General features: G+C 68.6%; 12 protein-coding genes and 1 pseudogene. 4 read left to right on the plus strand and 9 right to left on the minus strand.

Features of this window, described 5'->3' with window-relative positions; all coding sequences use genetic code 11:
• Positions 1-104: 104 nt before the first annotated feature.
• The 3 genes from ACGF4F_RS31615 to ACGF4F_RS31625 all read right to left on the minus strand — a co-directional run bounded on the left by ACGF4F_RS31615 (position 105) and on the right by ACGF4F_RS31625 (position 5,956).
• Positions 105-1,196 (minus strand): LacI family DNA-binding transcriptional regulator, encoded by a 1,092-nt coding sequence (locus ACGF4F_RS31615; protein WP_393083170.1) that lies wholly within the window; start codon positions 1,194-1,196, stop codon positions 105-107.
• 155 nt (positions 1,197-1,351) lie between these two features.
• Positions 1,352-3,934 carry an NPCBM/NEW2 domain-containing protein gene (locus ACGF4F_RS31620; RefSeq protein WP_393083173.1) on the minus strand — a complete coding sequence of 861 codons (2,583 nt, stop codon included), beginning with the start codon at positions 3,932-3,934 and terminating at the stop codon, positions 1,352-1,354.
• A 93-nt stretch (positions 3,935-4,027) separates the two neighbouring features.
• Positions 4,028-5,956 (minus strand): glycoside hydrolase family 97 catalytic domain-containing protein, encoded by a 1,929-nt coding sequence (locus ACGF4F_RS31625; RefSeq protein WP_393083175.1) that lies wholly within the window; start codon positions 5,954-5,956, stop codon positions 4,028-4,030.
• Positions 5,957-6,488: 532 nt separating this feature from the next.
• Here ACGF4F_RS31625 and ACGF4F_RS31630 point away from each other — a divergent pair.
• Positions 6,489-9,149: a glycoside hydrolase family 97 catalytic domain-containing protein gene (locus tag ACGF4F_RS31630; protein ID WP_393083178.1), complete on the plus strand. Its 2,661-nt coding sequence runs from the start codon at positions 6,489-6,491 to the stop codon at positions 9,147-9,149.
• A gap of 213 nt (positions 9,150-9,362) precedes the next feature.
• Here ACGF4F_RS31630 and ACGF4F_RS31635 read toward each other — a convergent pair whose 3' ends face one another.
• The 4 genes from ACGF4F_RS31635 to ACGF4F_RS31650 all read right to left on the minus strand — a co-directional run bounded on the left by ACGF4F_RS31635 (position 9,363) and on the right by ACGF4F_RS31650 (position 13,018).
• Entirely contained in the window at positions 9,363-10,559 is a 1,197-nt protein-coding gene (locus tag ACGF4F_RS31635; protein ID WP_357447300.1) for a sialidase family protein, read from the minus strand.
• Between the two features lie 163 nt (positions 10,560-10,722).
• Positions 10,723-11,814 (minus strand): S1 family peptidase, encoded by a 1,092-nt coding sequence (locus ACGF4F_RS31640; protein ID WP_393083181.1) that lies wholly within the window; start codon positions 11,812-11,814, stop codon positions 10,723-10,725.
• Positions 11,815-12,071: 257 nt separating this feature from the next.
• Complete coding sequence (locus ACGF4F_RS31645; RefSeq protein WP_357447306.1) at positions 12,072-12,431, minus strand: MarR family winged helix-turn-helix transcriptional regulator; 360 nt, start codon at positions 12,429-12,431, stop codon at positions 12,072-12,074.
• Positions 12,432-12,526: 95 nt separating this feature from the next.
• Complete coding sequence (locus tag ACGF4F_RS31650; protein WP_357447309.1) at positions 12,527-13,018, minus strand: hypothetical protein; 492 nt, start codon at positions 13,016-13,018, stop codon at positions 12,527-12,529.
• A 430-nt stretch (positions 13,019-13,448) separates the two neighbouring features.
• Between ACGF4F_RS31650 and ACGF4F_RS31655 the strand changes: the two genes are divergently transcribed.
• Positions 13,449-14,699 carry a hypothetical protein gene (locus ACGF4F_RS31655; RefSeq protein ID WP_357447312.1) on the plus strand — a complete coding sequence of 417 codons (1,251 nt, stop codon included), beginning with the start codon at positions 13,449-13,451 and terminating at the stop codon, positions 14,697-14,699.
• Positions 14,700-15,087: 388 nt separating this feature from the next.
• On the plus strand, positions 15,088-15,561 hold the full coding sequence (locus ACGF4F_RS31660) for a VOC family protein (protein ID WP_357447315.1): 474 nt from the start codon (positions 15,088-15,090) through the stop codon (positions 15,559-15,561).
• Between the two features lie 363 nt (positions 15,562-15,924).
• Here the strand turns inward: ACGF4F_RS31660 and ACGF4F_RS31665 are convergent, their stop codons facing one another.
• Positions 15,925-17,307, minus strand: coding sequence for an alkaline phosphatase PhoX (locus ACGF4F_RS31665; RefSeq protein WP_393083204.1), 1,383 nt, complete (start codon positions 17,305-17,307; stop codon positions 15,925-15,927).
• A 613-nt stretch (positions 17,308-17,920) separates the two neighbouring features.
• On the opposite strand from ACGF4F_RS31665, the gene ACGF4F_RS31670 reads away from it, so the two are divergent.
• Entirely contained in the window at positions 17,921-18,277 is a 357-nt protein-coding gene (locus ACGF4F_RS31670) for a hypothetical protein (RefSeq protein ID WP_357447318.1), read from the plus strand.
• Here ACGF4F_RS31670 and ACGF4F_RS31675 read toward each other — a convergent pair.
• A pseudogene (locus ACGF4F_RS31675) lies at positions 18,226-18,363 on the minus strand (DUF4193 family protein); the annotation flags it as partial. The gene ACGF4F_RS31670 and the pseudogene ACGF4F_RS31675 sit on opposite strands and share 52 nt — an antisense overlap.
• Positions 18,364-18,379 lie beyond the last annotated feature (16 nt).

Consider the following 18,379-nt stretch of genomic DNA (forward strand, 5'->3'; position numbering starts at 1 on the left):
GGCCACCATCCGGCACCGGCTTGCGTGCCGCAGAGCCGACGCCGGTGTCGGCGTACGAGCTCGGGTGCTCAGACGGCGGCGATCCGCTCCGGGTCCGACCTGGCCTATCCGTGCTGTTCCGGGCCGACGGGCTTTGCCGCGGGGCGGGGAATTCCGCCTGTTCGGGTAGGCAGCGATCCGGGTCGCCGCGGTTGATCCGTGGAGGCGCGGACCACCAGGCGGGTCGGAATCGTGAGCGGTTTGTCGACCGGAGGCTGGGCGCCGGAGATGAGAGCGAGCAGGCCCTGCACGGCGGTGTGTCCGAGGAGGTGCAGCGGCGCGGCGAGGGTGGTCAGGCCGGGCGTGACCAGGTCGGTACCGAAGATGTTGTCGAACCCCACGACGCTGACGTCCTGTGGCACCCGGACCCCGACGGCCGAGAGGCCGCGCAGCAGTCCCAGGGCCAGCAGGTCGTTGTAGGCGATGACCGCGCTGCTCGGTCGTCGGCAGTAGTCGGCAGCGGCGGCGACGCCGCCGAGCACGGTGGGCGGATATGGGCCGAGGCGGTGCAGTCGCAGGCCCAGTTCGACGGTGGCCTCCCGTAACGCCTGCCAGCGGATCCCGTCCGACCACGCCGCCGCCGGCCCGGCCAGATAGGTGATGTGGCGGTGACCAAGGCCGTGCAGGTGGTCCACGGCCTGCCACATGCCTTGCCGGTGATCCGTCACCACCGACGGCACGCCCGCGACGGCCCGGTTGAGCACGATCAGCGGCCGGAGCTTGGCCGTCATCCGGATCGAGGTGTCGGACATCCGGGTGCTGGCCAGCACGATGCCCTCCACCGTCTGGACGGCCCGGTCCAACGCCTCCCGCTCGAGCTGGTCGGACTCCTGCGCGTCGGCGAACAGCATCGTGTAGCCGGCCTCCATCGCTGCCGCCTGAGCACCACGGATGATCTCGAAGTAATACGGGTTGGTGATGTCGGAGATGGCCAGCGCGATCATCGAGGAACGCCCGCTGAGCAGCGCGCGGTCGACGGGATTGGTGCGGTAGCCCAGTTCCGCCGCGATCTTGCGGATCCGCCCGGCTGTGTCGGCGTTGACCCGGCCCGGGCGGGCGAATGCCCGGGACACCGTCGACGCGGCAACGCCCGCCGCGCGGGCCACATCGTAGATGGTGGGGGCCGCCCGCCCGTCGCTGCCGGTCGAAGCTGCCACCGGGCCTCCTCGAGGTTACGGGGACGTCGCTCAACCTAGGTTGTGCGACTACAGACGACAACCGCTTGCCACCGTGGCGGCGGCTGCGGCTCATGCAATTGGACGCGCGGCAATACCGCGGGCGGGAAGGATTGGCTCCCCGCCCGCGGTGATCTTCAGCTTCCCGGAAGGCGGATGACCTTGGCGTCGGCCCAGTCGGCGTGATCGCTGTTGTTGGTGTTGCCGGCGTCGGTGACTCGCAGCACGAGTCGCTCGATGCCGAGGATGTCGAGCTCGACGCGCTGCGGCGGTGAGTACGGCTGCGCGCGCATGAGCCCGCTGTCGTAGACGACCTTGCCGTCGGCGAGCACCTGGAAGGTGACCGATGCGTTCGGCGAGTTGCGCTGCACGTCGTCGATGCCGACGGTCGCGACGAACCTGGTGTCCGCCGGTTCGAGGTCGTAGACGATCTCAGAGTTGGCGTGGGTGCCGATGCCCTTGGCGTACTCGGTGCCGTTGATGCGGATCGGGTTGCCTGATACGGCGCGGTCCTTCTGCACCGTTCGCCATCCGGCGGTCGCCGAGACCCAGTCGCGGTCGCTGAGGTACTCGACGGGGCCGTCGGCGGGTGCGGCCTGCTCCTCGGCGATCGTTCCCGGCCCCTCGCCCACCTCGTTCGTCGATGTCACCTTGTACCGGTAGGGCCCGCCGGCTGCGCCGCGGTCCAGGTAGGAGGTGCCCGTCTGGTCGGTGGCGATGGCCGTGAAGTCGTCGCTTCCCGCCTGTGCGCGGTAGATCGTCGAGGTCAGTGCGCCGTCGGACGCTGTCCAGGTGACGCCGACGTGGTTCCCGACGCGGTACGCGCCGACCGGGGACGGCGCGTCCGGCACCGCTGTGGGCATGGTGCGGAAGCGCCACTGGCCGCCGGGCGCCACGAGCTTCTGCCCGGTGCGGGGGTTCACGGCGGTGACCTCCCAGTAGAAGGTCCGCCCGGCATCGAGTGAACCGATCGTCGCGGTCGGCTCCTTGACTGTGGCCTCGGCGACGACGTCGGTCATCGCCGCGTTCCGGGCGATGCGCAGGTGGTACTCCCGGGCGTTCACCGCGGGCTGCCAGGTGAAGGTCGCGCCCTTGGCGGGCACGCGGGTCACGCCGTTGGCTGGCGAGAGCAGCGCGAAGTCCTGCGGATGGGTGAGGATGAGGTCGCCGTGCCGGTTCGGGTTCACGTCGCCGCTGGTGGTGACGGTGACCGACCGGCCGACGGGAACGGTCAGCGTGACCTGGGAGAGCGCTCGGCCGTTGACGTGCACGTATTCGGGCTCTACGGGCGTGCCGTCGACCTTGAGCTTCGGCCAGCCGCCCGGGAACTGCACGGTGACCGTCAGCGGTTGCGGTCCGTCGTTGTGCTTGACGACCGTCTTTGTCGTGCCGTCGTGGCGGACGCCGAAGTCGTGCGCGCCGACCTGGATGTGGTCGAGGTCGAGCCATCCGATCTCGGCGGGCAGGTGTGAGCGCACCGACACAGCGTGCTCGGGTGCGTTCGGCCGGACCCCGGCGAGTCCCTCGACGGTCTGGGATACGAGCGTGAAGCTCGTTTCGGGGTAGTCGCCGTTCGTGCCCTGGGTGGGGACCTCGTGCGGGAGGTGGAGTTTGGAGATGATGTCCTTCATCCAGGTCCACGCCTGCACGTCGAAGCCGTAGTTGAACAGCGCGTCGGGGACGTAGGTCGTCGCCTCGATGTTCGGGGGCCGGTCCTCGACGTACATGCGGTCGAGGTATTCGAGGTAGTCCCACGTGCGCTTGTCGTGGGCGTCGATGAACTCCTTGACGGCGTAGAAGACCGAGTTCTCGCGTCCGAAGCCGGCGTACGGTTCGTTCGCTGGGCCGCGGCCGCGCACATACTCCCAGGCGTCCCGGGTGACGCCCCATTCGTCCTCGAAGCACCGCTTGAGCTCCGCGGCCTTGCGCTCGAAGGTCGCCGCCGTAGCGGTGTCGCCCTTCTGCTTGGCGAGGTACGCGTAGGCGAGGTACGCGCGGTACTGGGAGGCGAGCCCGTCGCCGGCTTCGATGACGGCGTGATCGCTGCGTTCGTTGTAGCTCGCGGCGCCTTGGAAGATGCCACGGCCGGTGCCCTCGGCTATGCCGTTGGGTAGCTGCGTGTCGTGGAGCGCGACGAAGTCGGTGACTGCTTTGGTGTAGTACCGCCAGAGCACGGGGTCGTCGAGGTAGTCGGCGTCGCCGGTCCAGCGGTACTGCTCTTCGGCCTCCTGCACGAGCTCGAACACCGCGGGTACTTCGCGTACGAAGTTCGTGTCGCTGCGGTAGTCCACGTTGTAGGGGCTGCCGTCGAAGTTCAACGCCCACAGCGGGTACCACTTACGCGCCTCGTTCGCGCTCGCCGCGAACGCGGTGAGCATCGACTTGTTCTCGGCCTCCAAGCCAAGCAGGTGCCCGCCTGCGGCCTGGTGGACGAAGTCGCGCGAGTAGAAGGCGGTGCGGTGGGCGTAGCCCGCCCAGTACGACGGGATGTAGTCGGCCTCGCCGGTGCCGGGGTTGCTGCCGTTCCCGTTCACCGGGCCGTGCTTGCCGGTCTGCACATGCTGCCGTGCGCGCGACATGGCCCAGTTGACGGCTTCGGCGAGCTGCGGCGAGGAACTCGCGGCGGTGAGCGTCTCCCCGTCGGGCGCGGCCGTGGTCGCGGGGACCGCAGCGCTGGCGGGGACGACGCCTGCCGGTGCGAGCAGCAGTGACGCGGACACGGCCAGCGCCGCGCAGGTGGTACGTCGCCTCGACGGCGACCTGCCTGATGGTGGTGTGCGCATGGCTCTCCCCTCGGGAACTCGCGGGTGCGGCTATGGCCGGTCGCAGGTGGTGAGGTTCGCGTGCCAGCGGCATGCCAGGCCGGCGAAGCCGCCGTTGGCGATCACCTCGACGGGCAGGGTGTCTCCGGCTTGCACGACGCGCTGGCTGCGCACGAGCCCGCTGTCCCCGTCGGTGATCAGTTCCACCAGCCACGGCCCGGCCGGCAGGTTCAGCGGTACGTTCAGGGTCCGGGCGGCACCGGAGGTGCTACCGCCGAGGAACCACCGTTGGCCGCTGCGACGGGCGAAGACGGCGTTGTCGGCGGGACGGCCTGCGAGCAGTTTGGTCTCGTCCCAGACGGTCGGCACCTGTTCGAGGAAGCGCACCGCCTCCGGCCGCGCGTCGTATGACTCCGGGGTGCCAGCGAGGTTCTGCAGGCCGGACTCGAAGACGACCGACAGCCCCAGCTCGTGGGCGTCGGAGGTGGGCCGGTTGCGGTGGAACGCCATCGGTGTGTAGTCCATCGAGCCGACCACGTTGCGGGTGAAGGGCAGCGCGGTGATGTGGCTGGTGGTGAGGCTGCTCTTTTCCGCGCCGTGAACGCCCTCCATGGTCATGACGTGGGGCCAGACCCGGTGAATGCCCTTGGGGATGTTCGAGCCGTGGAAGTTCACCAGCAGCTCGTTGTCGGCGGTCGCGGGCAGGATCTCGTCGTACCACCGCAGCCGGTTCTGCGACTCGGAGTCCATAAAGTCGATTTTGACGCCCTTGACTCCCCACTCGTGCAGCGTCGGCAGCCACTCGGACCGTTCCTGCGCGGTGTCGAGGTCCCGGAAGTGGATCCAGACGATGATCTCGACGTTCCGCTCGCGCCCGTAGCGCACAAGCTCGGGCATCCAGCTGTTGGTACGCCAGTTCGGGTCGGTGACGTCCCACTGCTGGGGGTCGAAGTACCAGCCCGCGTCGACCGCGACGTACGGCCAGCCGCGCTGCGCGGCGTAGTCGACGTACCCCATCTGCCGGGTCAGGCTCTGCCCGGCGGCGCGCCCTCCGGCGAGCCAGGTCCAGAGCACCTGGCCGGGGCGGATCCACGAGGTGTCGGTGAGCCGCGACGGCGGCGCCAGGTCGTCCACGAGCGTCGAGGTGGCGATCGTGTCGAGGTCGCCGACGACCATCACCCGCCAGGGCGTCGCCAACGGCCCGTCGACCAGGACGCTCTGGTCCCAGACCTTCACCCGGTACGTGCCGGTGCCGTCATGCACCAGGCTGCCGCCCGAGTAGCGTCCGTCGAGGTTGGACTCGGCGAGCATCAGGTAGGTGCCGTGGACGTCGAACAGCGCCGGGGCGAGGTACTCCCGGGCGGCCGCGGCCGCGGCGGTGGTCTGGACGTAGGGGTTCTCGTAGTCCCGGCGGTGGTTCGCCAGCCACGCGGTGCTGTCGGCGGGAACGGTGAACGCGGACGCCTCGCCGAGCACCGACCCGTAGTCGTCGAGCAGTTCATACCGGTAGGCGACGCCGTCGTCGGCGACCCGGACGACCAGGTCGAGCCGGGCGTCGCCCGCGCCGGCGAACCGGAATCGCGCCTCCCGGAAGATCGCGAGCCGCTGCGCTTCCTTGCCGACTGTCGTCGTGTAGCGCTCGACGTCGGTGCGGTCGCTACGGCCGAGGAACCGCAGCCCGCCGGTCAGGTCGGCGTCTTCGGTCCGGATGCCCAGCGGGCTGGGCGGCAGGACCGTCCGACCGCCGCGGGACACGGCCAACGAGATGGTCCCCGCCTCCGTGTCGTGAGTGACCTGCGCCGTCGGGCCGTCGGGAGCGAAGGTAGCCGTGACCGTCCACCGGGCGGTCTCCGCCCTGGCGGGTGTGGCTGCGAGAGTTCCGGCGAGTAGCGCCGCGACGAGGGCGACCGTGAGGGCCGCGATCCGCGACGTCGAGCGGCGCGCGGTAGCCGGCCAGGTCGGTCGGAGTGGTACGTGCATCACAGACTCCTCCTCGGATGCGGCGGAGAGACCGGTCGGTGGACGCGGCGGACGTCGGGCGCGCCCCCGGCACGCTCAGGTTCGTCCACATCCGGTGGCACCTGGGACTGCTGCCGGACATGGGGGTCCTGGTCGGCCTTGCTCCGGGCAGGAACGTTTCCGCGAGATTAACGACCGCAACAGGACCGATCAAGTATGGACATGAATGAACATCGGATGTATAGGATAGCGGTCCACGGCTACGCGCCCTAGGCTTCGCGTCGCGAGGGCCATGAGGGCGCTCGCACAAACGGCACCCCTGTTCGCCGGTGTTGGATTTTGTGAACGGACAGGAGGGAGGTTGGCTCCTCACGCCGGCCACACCCGGCCGGCTCTTGCCGTCGTAGGCAACGCGACCGCGGTCAGGTTCAACGGGTCCCGCAACTCGCGGCGCAGGCACAGGCCTCGCGTCGATCACCTGCCACATCGTCGCCCTGGCACGTGCCTGCTGCTTCGGCATCCGCTGATCGAACCTGTGTAGAAGGGATGATCTATGCGTGTGCACAGCTCGTGGCATCGGCTCATCGTTCGCTGCGTCGTACCCATACTCGCCGCCGCTACGGCGGCAGTGGCGGCCAACCCCGCCACAGCTTCGGATACCGCCACCTGGGCGATCGGTGCTCCGTCGCCGGTAACGCCGGTATCGGCGACGGTCGCGCTCGACGTCGACGGCGCGTTGTCGCTCGCCGTCGCCCACCAGGGCAAAACCGTGCTCGCGCCCTCCGCTGTCGGCATCGAGACCACGGCCGAAGACCTGACCAGAGGCCTGACCTTCCTCCGCCGCACCGACCGGACAGTGGCGGAGAACTACATCATGACCACCGGAAAGCAGCGCGTCCGCCACGCCACGCTGGCGGAAACGACGCTCTCGTTCGCCGGTGCCCACGGCACGCGGATGGACCTCGTGGTCCGCGTCTCGGCCGACGGCGTGGCCTTCCGGTACGTCCTTCCCGACGCCGACGGCGTCACCGTCAAGCGGGAGGCATCGTCGTACTCCCTGCCGAGCGGCGCACCCGCGTGGCTGCTGCCCTACACCCCCAATTACGAGGGGACCCGGGTCGAGACGACCGCCGCAGCGGCAGCAGCGGGCGACTTCGGCTTCCCGGCACTGTTCGACATCGAGAACACCTACGTCCTGCTCACCGAGTCGGACGTCGACGGGCGATACTCGGGCGGCCGCCTCACGCACCATGCGGGATCGGGGAACTACACGATCAAGCTCGCCGACGCGGAGGTCACCTCACCCGGCCCGCTGGCCACGCCCTGGCGTACCGCGATCGTGGGCGACCTAGCCACGGTGACCACCTCGACGCTCGTCGACGACCTGGCACCGGCGTCGAAGGTGGCCGACACCTCGTGGATCCGCCCCGGCACGGTCGCGTGGTCGTGGCTGTCGGAGCACGACAGCCCTCGGGACCCGGTGCGCCAGAAGCAGTACGTCGACTTCGCCGCCCGCAACGGATGGTCCTACGTCCTGATCGACGAGGGCTGGGACCGCAGTTGGGTACCGGAGGTGGTGCGCTACGCGCGCGCTCGGGGTGTCGAGGTGCTGCTGTGGTTCCACTGGACGGCCCTGGACACCGCACAGGAACGAAACGAGACGCTCCCGCTCATCAAGTCCTGGGGTGTCGCCGGCGTGAAGGTCGACTTCATGGACTCGGATTCCCAGGCGCGCTTCGCGTGGTACGACGACATTCTCCGGAAGACCGCCGACCTGCAACTCATGGTCAACTTCCACGGCGCGACCATCCCCCGCGGCATCCAACGGACGTGGCCGCACGTCATGACCGTCGAGGCGATCCGCGGCGCGGAGCAGTTCCGTACCCGGGCCGCGACCAACACGATGTTCCCGTTCACGCGCAACGTCGTCGGTGGCATGGACTACACCCCGGTCGCCTTCGTCGTCTCCGACCGCGACACCACTGCCGCACACGAGGCGGCGACGTTCCTGGTGTACGAGTCGGGCTGGCAGCATGCCGCGGACAAACCCGAGAACTACGAGTCGCGCCCCGAGGCGCTCCGAACGCTGAACCAACTCCCGACGACCTGGGACGAGACTCGCCTGCTCGGCGGACGCCCAGGGCAGGAGGTCTTCCTCGCCCGACGGGCGGATGAGCGCTGGTACCTCGGCGCGATCTCGGCCGTGCCGGCGAAGACGTTCGAGACGCCGCTGACGTTTCTGGGCAAGGGCCAATGGCTCGTGGAGACCCTCCGCGACGGCCCGCACGGCCTGATCCGGGAGGCCCGGATTGTCGACTCGGACGACCGGCTCGCGGTGCCGGTAGCCACCAACGGAGGCTTCGTGTCCGTGGTCTGCAAGTACGCCAAGGGAATGTCGACCTGTTACCAGCCGGTGCGCCGGGTGCCGCAGACAAATCTTGCGGTGACGCCCACCCAGGCGGAGGCACGGCCAGGCAGCACCATCGACGTACGCGGCACGTTCACCCTGCCCGCCGGCGCGCCGATCACCGACGTCACGCTGCGCGTGACACCGACCGCGGGCTGGAGCGTGAACGGCGCGCCAGTATCGACGAAGCGCCTGCGGGCTGGCGAGTCGATCAGTGGCGCGTGGACGGTCACCGCCGCGGAGGATGCCGCCCCCGGCTACGTCGACGTCCCGGTCGTCGCCACCTACCGCTTCTCCGACGACCCGCAGAAGCGCCCGGTGCATGTCGAGGAGGCCGTCCGCGTGTTCGTTCCGCCACCTAGCCCGAGCGGAACAACGTACGTGAGCGACCTGCCGTTCCTGAGCGAGAGCAACGGGTGGGGGCCGGTCGAACGCGACAAATCCAACGGAGAGACGGGTGCCGGTGACGGGCAGACCCTGTCCATCGGCGGCAGGACGTACGCCAAGGGCATCGGGACCCACGCGCCGAGCCAGCTCACCGTGTGGCTGGGTGGGGCCTGCAGCCAACTGCAGGCCGAGGTCGGCATCGACGACGAGGTCAGCCAGTCCGGCTCGGTCGTGTTCCAGGTCCTCGGCGACGGCCGGCAACTCGCCGACACCGGAGTCGTCCGGCGTGCCGACGGAGCGCGCCCACTCGGCGTCGACGTCGCAGGAGTACGCATGTTGACCTTGAAGGTCACCGACGGTGGAGACGGTAGGAACTTCGACCACGCCGACTGGGGCGAGGCCCGGGTGACCTGCGGATAAGCCGTTCAGCAGAACCACTGGCACCGGGAAGGGCCGGGAGGGCGCGGTCAACACCCGCCCTCCCGGATCCCTTCCCCACCCTCGATTGAGGGACCCTTGCGACGACCGCTGCCGCCCTGGCAGTGGCGCAACCGGCCCTCTCGGTTCCTCGTACAGTGACCTTGCGCTTGACATCCTCCCGGCCCTGAAATGCAGCACCGAGGGCGTGACCCGCTACGGCTCGGTGCGGCCGTTCAGGATCCAGTTGAGGTTGAACTTGTGGAACACGATGATGTGTGCCTTCGAGCCGGTGCCATCGGGGTTGGATGAGTCGGCCTTGCTGGCTTCGATGAGCGCGGCGACGTGGTAATCCGACGTCTTGGCCATACTGGAGTAGCCGCCCTCGACCGGATCATCGCCGCCCCATCCAGCCGGGCGAGGGATGAGACGCGACATCTTGTCCCAGGTGGCGCCGTTGTCGTAACTGATGCTGATCTTCATGTCCCGGCGGTAGGTGGGATGGCTCGGGTGAAGAAACATCAGCCGGTGCCTGCCGTCGAAGTTGTAGCGGAGCAGCGAGCCCTGACAGCCCTGGGCCTGGGTCGGCTCGGTGAGCGTGTCGTGGACGCCGTTGTGCCATTGGTACCCCGTGTATCCGCCGGCGAGGGTCCCGCTCAGGTAGGTGCGGTAGGGCTGGAAGCCAGCCGCGTTCGGGCGGTCGTTGCGGTAGAGGGTGCCATTGGTCTTCTCCGCGACGGTCCCTTCGATGCCGTTGCGGCTGGGCAGGGTCGACTGGTGCCAGGTGACCCCGCCGTCCCTGCTGTAGAAGCTACGGCCCCAGGCGGGGATGACCAGGGCGCCCTTGTCCGGGCCCGCTTGGGTGAGGCGGATGCCGTTGCCGGGGCCGACCGCATCCCACTTGTAGCTGGACGGCTTGAGCGTGGAGTTGAGGTTCTTGAACGTCCACGCCCCGCTGGGCGCGCCGTCCGCTCCGACCGACTTGGATAGCGCGAAGACCTCCCGATTCCCCCAGGTCACCTGCGAGACATCGGTGATGCTGCCGTCGGTCCGCTGCGCGAACAGCCAGATCGTCCCACCCGTGGCCGGGTTGCTGTTTGGGTGGTAAACCGGAGTCGGGTTGCCCCACGTGTCTGTGCCCGCCGTCGCGACCGGCTGCAGCCCGGACCAGGTCGCCCCGTTGTCCGTCGAAACCTTCATCACCAGGTCGATGTCGCCCCAGTCGCCCTCGTTGTTGCGCCGGCCTTCGGCGAACGCAACCAGCGTGCCCGGCGTGGTGGCCACGATGGCCGGAATCCGAAAGCTGTCGTAGGTGACACCGTTCAGCGTTTCATCGGCGCCGAACAGGGTGTACCCCTCAGGACTGGGCGCGACCGCGAAAGCGGGCCCGGCGGACAGGGCGGTCGCGGTCATCGTCAGTACCACCGCGGCGACAGCCGGCAGCCGTACCACTCTGGAGATTCTCATAACTCGTCCCATCGGTTACCTTCGACACGCTCAAGGTTGCCCGTGCAGAGCCGCCAGGCAGGGCGCGGCTCGCTCACCTGCCCTGACCTGACCTCTGACACGGTGCCGGTCAGTAGACTTCCATTCCGTACCAGGAAAGGGCCGGGTTGACCCGCTGGTAGAAGCCGACGCAGTCGTGCCCGCCGGAGTGGATACCGATGGCGGCGTCACGCCAGAAGACCGGACCGCCGCTGTCGCCGCCCTCCCGGCAGTAGCTTGTGGCGACGAGGTTGTAGACGTTTCCGTCACCGTAGTTGGCCGTTATCCCGGTCTGGGTCACGTAGCCGCACTGGTATCCGGAGGCATAGCCACTGTGGCAGACCGGCTCGTTGACGGACGCGTCGCGCGAATAGACGATGTCCTGGTATTCGCCGTTGTGCAGGTAGACGTTGCCCGGCTTGCTGACGTTGGCGTTGTAGTGCCGGATCAGACCGTGGTCGCGCTCCGGGTAGAAAGCGCCGACGTCGTAGCCGAGGTACGTGGCGTTCGCGTCGCGCCAGTCGTTGTCAACGGTGCCCTTGGTGCAGTGGCCGGCCGTCAGGAAGTACAGCGAGTCGGGGTTGCTCTTGTCTCGCACGTTGAAGCCGGACGAGCAAGTGCCGCCGTCGTCGGACTTGATGTACCGGCCGCCACTCAGGTCCTTCTGGAGCTTGCCCTGGAATCGACCGACATCCATTGCGGAGCCGAAGCGGGCCGCGATCGCCTGCACCTTGGCGTAGTCCGTGTCGGAGACGGCGCTGCTCACTCGGACCTCGATCTGGTTGTCGACCGAATTCGTGCCCCAGTAGCTGCCGGGCAGACTGATCGACTCGTTGAGCGTAGTGGTGATGGCGTCGAGCTGGGAGGTGCTGTAACGCACGACCCTGGCGATGCCGCCCGCCTCGCGTACCTCCTGGGCGGCGGCATCGTCGGTGACGGCGACGACGAGGCGCTGGCTTTCCCGATCGAGGTAGGTGCCGCCGGTACGCGCCTTGCCGAGCCGGTCGACCAGCGCCGTCGCCGCCTTGCCGCTGATGCCGCCAGCCACCTGTACGTCGCGCACGGGGGCGTTGGAGGCGGGCTCCGCCTGCGCGCTGGACGGGAGCAGCAGCCCGCTGATGACGAGCATCCCGGCCGCTACGCCGGCGGCAGCACGCCGCCACTGCGAATTCCTGAAATTCATGGAAGCCCTTCGATCAAAAAGAACGTGGAGGGGGTAATGATCTTCATCCCGACAGGGTTCACGCTATGACGCGGCATCCTGCCGGAGCTACCGTGCACGATGCTCAGATTCCTCTGCGAGGTGTGCACAGTGCCCCTCTCACCGCGAGGAGGGCGTGCACGAGGTCATGGATGCGGCCAGGGGAAGCCATCTCTGCCGCGACATGAGCAATGGGCTTGGCTTGCAGCGCTCGACCAGCCACCGGCGTCCCTCGATGCTCAGCGACGCGTTGGCATGGCGCATGCGTCCATCGCGTACGACCGGTCCATCAGGTCAGTCATCGCCTGCTGGAAGTCGCGGCGCCGCTTCTCATTCCAACCTGCGGTCAGCTGGTCGAAGACCTCTCCCTGCCACCGGTGAGCCTGCTCCAGCAGGGCCCGGCCTGCGGGTGTGAGGGACGCTTCGCGTCGCCGGCCATCAGCCGAGGAGGCCGCCATGGCCAGGTATCCCGCCGCGGTGGCACTCTTGATCAGCCGTGAAGCTCCGCTCTGGTCGATCCCGATCTCGTGTGCGATCGCGTTGACCGTTGGAGAGATCCCGCGCTCGGTGAGGGCGAGGACCGCCTCGCTGACCAGCACGAGTCGTCCTTGCTCGGCCCCCGGATCCCCCGTCACGGATCGGCGTGACCAGTGCCGCACGAAGCCGAACAAGACCTGGCCCGGCCCCGGGCTGGTCACTCCGATGCCCCCATCTCGCGGCAGATGTAGGCCAGCTCGAGTGCCGACTTGAGGTCGGGCAACCGCAGTGAGGCAGTCACCTTGCCGCCGGAAACGCGGAAGACCGTCGCCACGCGCGTTGGCGCCTTGCTCTCCGGCCAGGTCGCATCCTCCTCCACCACCATGAGCCGCTCACTGATCGGGTGCCACGACCGCGGGACCAGCTTGATCCCGGAACGCTCCACCCACTCTGCGAACTGCTCAGGTGTGATCGGGCCAGCGCCCTTCGGTCCCAGCACGACGATCGGATCACCAACAGCCCTCGCCGACCGCTGCAGGTCCCCGTCATTCACACTCGCGTGCCACTCGTTGATGGCTGCTTCAAGGCTTGACCCCATGCCCCAACTATATGCGAAACGCATAGATCTGCGCGATCCCGGGAGCGCCAGCAACCTCCGGTCCCGCAACAGCCAGCCGGGGGAGCCACGCCACTCCACATCGATCAGCACGCCGCGCACCTCGGTGAGCGGGCCACCCGGCACGTCGCAGATCACCCGCTCGGGGCCGTACGGACCCGGCGGGTGCGGGTACGACAACCGGGTGGCCCGGCCCGACCCGACCCGGCCCCGCCGCGGCTGCCTCCCACCGACGGGCGACAAAGCGGCCCGGGATCGAGCATCTGCGAAGTCCAATCACTTCGCTCCCGAAGATTGCCGATGACCGACACTCTCCGTCGACGGTCTCGGCCGTGGACACGCTCCGACCCTGTCGCGCAACTGGGGCAGCGTCGTCTGCCTGGTCGTGCACGTACCGAAACAGATTTTTTGCACCGCGCACGGTTCGCCCGCCCCCGGCCGCCCGTGAACGTCCCCACCTGCCCCGGCGTTCCGGGCGGCACCCCGACCGCCACGCCGGAATGGGCGACGGGGAACATAGGGCATGCTCGAAGGCCTTGACGACATCGAGTGGCGGCGGCTCGGCCACGCCTACGGGGCGGCCGACGATCTGCCCGGCCAGATCCGCGCCCTGCGATCGCCCGATCCGGCTGAACGAGATGACGCCCTCGGCACCCTTTACACCAACATCTTCCACCAGGGCAGCCGGTACCAGGCGAGCGCCTACGCAGTGCCGTTTTTGCTGGAACTGCTCGCCGACCCCGCCACCCCCGACCCGGCGGCGATACTCGCCCTGCTGACCTCCCTGGCGGTCGGCTACGACGAGAACTTCCTGCCGGACGGCTTCCCGGTGACCGACTACCGCCGGGCCGCCGAAGGCGGGCGAGAGCTGCTGGCCGCCAAGCCACTCCCCTGGACCGGTGAGGACGACGCGAAGCAGGAGTACGTCGAGTACGCGTACGTCCAGTCCCTGGCCGCAGAGGAGCAGAACCGGCTGTGGTCGTACATCGAACTGGCGGTGTACGACGCGGTACGGGCCGGGGTGCCGCTGTTCCGCATTCTGCTGGGCCACCCTGATCTGGGGGTGCGAATCGGGGCGGCGCACGCCCTCGCCTGGTTCCCCGAGGAGGCCACCGGCAGCCTGCCCGCGCTGACTCACGCGACCGCGGCCAGACTGGAGCCCGACCGGGCGGAGACCGTACCGGAGCCCGGTGCGGTGGCCACCATGCTGGTGGCCACGGGGTTGCTCGGCACCGCGCCAGACATCCGGTTGCTGGCCGACCCGCACCCGCTGGTCCGCTGGGCCACCGCGATCGGACGGGCCCGGGTACTGGGTGCGGAGGCTGACCAGGCGACCGTTGACGAGCTGTTGGCCTGGGCAGCCGCCCCGCCCGATGACACGGTGAACTCGCTGTCGGACGCGGGGTGGGTGCCGTTCCTCAATGGGGACCTGGGTGGGTACGCCGGATTCGCCCTGCGGCAGCTCGGCCCCCAGCACGCGGACCGCGCCTTCGACGCGCTGCTCCGCCGGCTGGCCACCGTCAGCGGCGACCAGTCGTTGACAGTGCTGGGAGAGGCGTTTCGCCTCGCGTTCCCGGACGGGCCGCTGCCGGCGGCGACGCCCGCTGCGGCGTTGGCGCCGCGACAGCGACGGCTCGTCGAGGTGCTGAGCCGGTCACCCGATCCCTGGCTGATCGACGGGCAGGACTTCGGCAACGTCGCTATGCTCGTTGACGAGTACGGGCTGCCGGACAGCCGCAAGGCGCTGCTCGCATACCTCGCGCGTCTGCCGTAGACCGCCGCGCGCCCCGCGTAACGGACCCGGACCCGAACATCGTCGCCCCTGGGCGGCCGGGTCCAGTCGCTCGACGAGCTCGAGGACCTCCTTCGCGAAGGTCAGGTCTCCTGGCAGACCACGACTACCTGGAAGGCCTACACCGACCCGGACTTCTTGGCGGAGATGCACCGGATCCTGGCGTTGTACGACACCCCGCCGACCGGGCGGCTTATGTGCGTCGACGAGTTCGCCCATACCCGGCCGGAGCTGCGTGACGAGCCCCCCGACAGCCGGTCGCTGCGCTGTTGTCGCAGCCAGCGAGATCAAGTAGCGTCGTCCGACGTGAACACCGGACCGGCGCTACGCCACACACGGATTGGCCACCCGGTGGAGGGCTGATCGCACGGTGGGTGCGGAGAAGGCACCCCAGTTCGGCACGCGGACCTCCCAGCGCTCGCGCACCGCGAGCCCGTTCTTCGTGTCGAGCAACAGCGAGGTCAGCCAAATGACAGTCAGGTTCAACCACACCATCATCGCCGCCAAGGATCGCAACGGGTCGGCTCGGTTCTTCCGGGAGCTGTTGGAACTTCCGGAAGCACCGTCCTGGGGTCCGTTCACCAACATCCAGCTCAACGATGGGGTGCTGCTTCAGTTCGCCGAGCCGCCGGTGGAGATCCAGATGCAGCATTACGCGTTTCTGATCGACGACGATCTGTTCGACCGGGCGTATCGGCGGCTGTGTGATCGCGGCATCGCGCACTGGGCCGATCCGCAAATGCGACGTCCCGGTGAGATCAACAACGAGCACGGCGGTCGAGGGGTCTACTTCAAGGATCCCGCCGGTCACGCGATCGAGCTGATCACCCGCCCATACCTGTAACCGACGGAGGGCCTGGTCGGACGCCCGAAGCGCGGCGCCCGACCAGGCAACCGGCGCGACCAGTTGCAGAGCGCCACCGATGATCGCACAAGCCGGCGCCCTCAACCGGGGTCTTCAGGTCGAAGTAGCTATCGCAGGAGCTGGTCAGCCCGGTGATTGCAGGCCGGCCACCGTGCCCCGGGCGCAGAGATAGAGCTTCTGGTTTCGACTGCGGCCGTGTTGGCGCCTCAATCCCTTGGCCGCCTCAAGGTTTGAGAACGACCCGCGCGGTCACTCTCTGGCACCCACACGCCCCGAGACCCAGGCGTGGCGGTGCTCCCCGATCACATGTGGACCGGGGAGCACCGCAGGGCGGCTGCGGGGTCAGCCCTGGCGGCGGTTCCAGGGGCCGGTGACGGCGTACGTGATGCCCGGGTTGTAGACGTTAAAGAACATGGTCCGGCCGTCGGCGGAGAACGCCGCTCCGGCCAGCTCGCCGTACTCCGGGTCCCCGGCGGTGCCGACGTTGACCCGGTTGCGTGCAAAGGCGAACACCTTGCCGTCGGCGGTCGTACCGAGGATGTGCTGATCCCCGACCCCGTCCTCGCACATCATCAGGCCCCCGTACGGCGACATGCAGATGTTGTCCGGGGCGTCGAACTCCGGGTTCTCCGGTGCCGGCGTCGGACGGGTGAAGATGGTCTCCAGGCGCAACGTGTTGGCTCGCGGGTCGAACCGCCAGACCTGGCCGTCGTGGTCGCGGGCCGAACCCAGCTCACGCCGGGCGAACGACGAGACGAAGTAGGCGCAGTCGTCCTTCTCCCCCCACCAGGCGCCCTCGATCTTGTACCCACCGGTGATCGGCTTGCGGTAGTCCTGGGCACGGACCGACTCCGTCGTCGCCAGTGGGTCCGGCACGTCGAGCCACTCGATGCCGGAGAAGGACGTGCCCGCCGTCGTCACCACCGACAGGTCCGGCAGGTCCGGGACGTGCAGAGCCTGCAGCACGCCGCCTGCCCGCAGGCTCCCGTGGCCGCCGAGCGGCCGGTTCGGCAGGAAGCGGTAGAAGCTGCCCAGCGGCGCCACGAACGCGTCCTCGGTCTCGTAGACGATGCCGGTGTGCGGGTCGACCGCGACCGCCTCGTGCTGGAACCGACCCATCGCGGTCAGCGGTGTCGGATCGGTGTTGCGAGCATCGTCGTACGGGTCGACCTCGAAGATGAACCCATGGTCCTTTGTGTACCCGCGGGCACCCGCCTTGTCCTCGGTCTCCTCACAGGTCAGCCAGGTATGCCACGGCGTCCGGCCACCGGAACAGTTGATGGCCGTGCCGCCCAAGCTCACGTGCTCAGAGACGGCGCGGTTCGACGCATCGACGGCGAGCGTGCTGGTCCCACCCCCGGCGGCCGGATCGTACGTACGTTCCGGCGGAGCCACGACCTTGATCTTCGCCGTCGGGGAGCACTCATGGTTACGGACCAGGCGAGCGCCGCGCGCCGCGTCGGCGAAGGCACCCATACCGTCGAACCGGCTCGGCACGATGCCACCGTCCGGCCGGACGGTGCCTTCGCGCGACAGCACCCTGTAGCGGAAACCCACCGGCAGGTCAAGCATGCCGCCCGGGTCAGGCACGAGCGGACCGTACCCGACCTCCGGGCCGGACACCCCCAGCGCGGGGGCCGCCGTGAACAGAGCGTCGACCGAACCGACCACGGCCACAGCAAGACCGGTGCCGGCCGAGCGGGACAGGAACTGGCGGCGAGACATAGACACGGGCAAGCCTCCTAGACGTCACAGACCGTAGCGAGCCGACGTGGACCGCGGCGGACGGATCAACCGGCCGACCGACATCGATTCGAGCCGCTCGATCAACTACGTCACATCCCGCCCCACCCGTCAAGATGCCGATCGATTTGATCCCGCCAACGGTGACAGCGACTTGGCTCAACCCGGTCAAAATTTCGCAAACCAAGCGAAAGCTAAGGGAAGCCTCGCAACTCCGATGCCTGTTCACCGAGGACGATTACCGAGGATGCCCTCTGCACCGGTCGTCGGCCGTCGTTGCCGGCTCGAAGTGAGGCCGCGGAACGTAGGTCACGGCGGGTGTTTGTTTGCCGTCTTTGGCACCGGGCCTGCGTCACAATCGTCGGACGGCTGCAATGCGCATCCGATCTCCACGGCGTCGCTCCGGCCGGCCCGCCTGGTCCGGCGACGCCGAAGGTCATCCGTGGGCCTTCCTCCTGTCCGGCATCGCCACGGTGCTGGCCACCCGGGCAGGTCTGAAGACAACCGGTTACCCGAAGATCGGCGGCGGCATGACCCGTCCCGCAGGTCACCGACGGCCACCCTACGGCGGACGACTCTCGCGCACAATCCGTGGTTGATCGATCACGCCGACCACCTCTTCTCAAGATCCCTACCGTTCGTCTTTCCGCAGGTGGTGCTATACGGTCAGCACGTGAGAATCGAGCGTCATTGGTGGAACGGCGACCGGAGCCTGCGGGGGCGCCGCGACGTCTACATCCGCACCGACGGCCAGCTATGGGAAGTAGAGGCGCAAACCGGCGGCATCGCAGGCCGGTCGAAGCTACACCACTGCCCGAGCCGGGCGTCGGCAAAGATCCTCGCCGACGCGTGGCTGGGTGGCCGCCCGGAGTGGCGGGAAATGGTACCTGACAGCGAACGTCAGGAGCAGTCCCGGCAGACCTCCCGGCCCTCGGACCGCGCGGCGAGCTGACTGCGATGGTGCACCAGGAAACAGCGCACGCATCGAAACTCGTCCGGCTGCATCGGCACGACAGCCACGGTCAGTTCCTCACCGGCCTCTCCCGCTTGATAT

Source organism: Micromonospora sp. NPDC047740, assembly GCF_043204735.1.
GTDB lineage: Bacteria > Actinomycetota > Actinomycetes > Mycobacteriales > Micromonosporaceae > Micromonospora.